Annotated in this window: 1 protein-coding gene; it reads right to left on the reverse strand. The window is 74.4% G+C overall.

Going from position 1 to position 516, the window contains the following annotated elements:
• Window positions 1-121: 121 nt before the first annotated feature.
• Window positions 122-516: tetraacyldisaccharide 4'-kinase (locus tag B351_RS0104850; RefSeq protein ID WP_019397923.1), on the reverse strand; the 395-nt coding region annotated here is incomplete at its 5' end.

Here is a 516-nt window from a genome sequence, read left to right on the forward strand (position 1 = left end):
CCCGGCAGGCGGCTGGCGGCGTAGCGGGCCGGCACGGCGACCACGAAATCCAGTTGCGACATGACGTTCTCCGGTCGTGCGATCTGTCCAGGACGGCCGCCGCGGCGGCCGGATGCGGCCTTCAGCCTTCGCGCGGCGGCGAGCCCAGGCGGTCCAGCAGCGCCACCCAGAACGCGGCCGGCAGTTCGGCGTCCACCGGCACCGCGTGGCAGCGCTCGTCGGCGAAGGCGGCGCACTTCACCGCGTCCTTCTCGGTCATCAGCACCGGCAGGTCGTTGCCGAACTCCAGGTCCGCCGGCTGGTAGGCGTGGTGGTCGGCGAAGGCATGCGGGACCACGCCGATCCCGGCCGCGCGCAGGGTATCGAAGAAGCGTTCGGGGTTGCCGATCCCGGCGACCGCGTGCACGCGCAACCCGGCGAACGCCGCCAGCGGCCGCGGCCGGCCGCCGGCCAGCGGCAGCACGCTGCGGGTGCGCAGGTACATCGGCCATTCGCCGAAGCCGGTGGCGCAGGCGG

The organism is Pseudoxanthomonas sp. GW2 (assembly GCF_000283075.1).
Lineage (GTDB): Bacteria > Pseudomonadota > Gammaproteobacteria > Xanthomonadales > Xanthomonadaceae > Pseudoxanthomonas.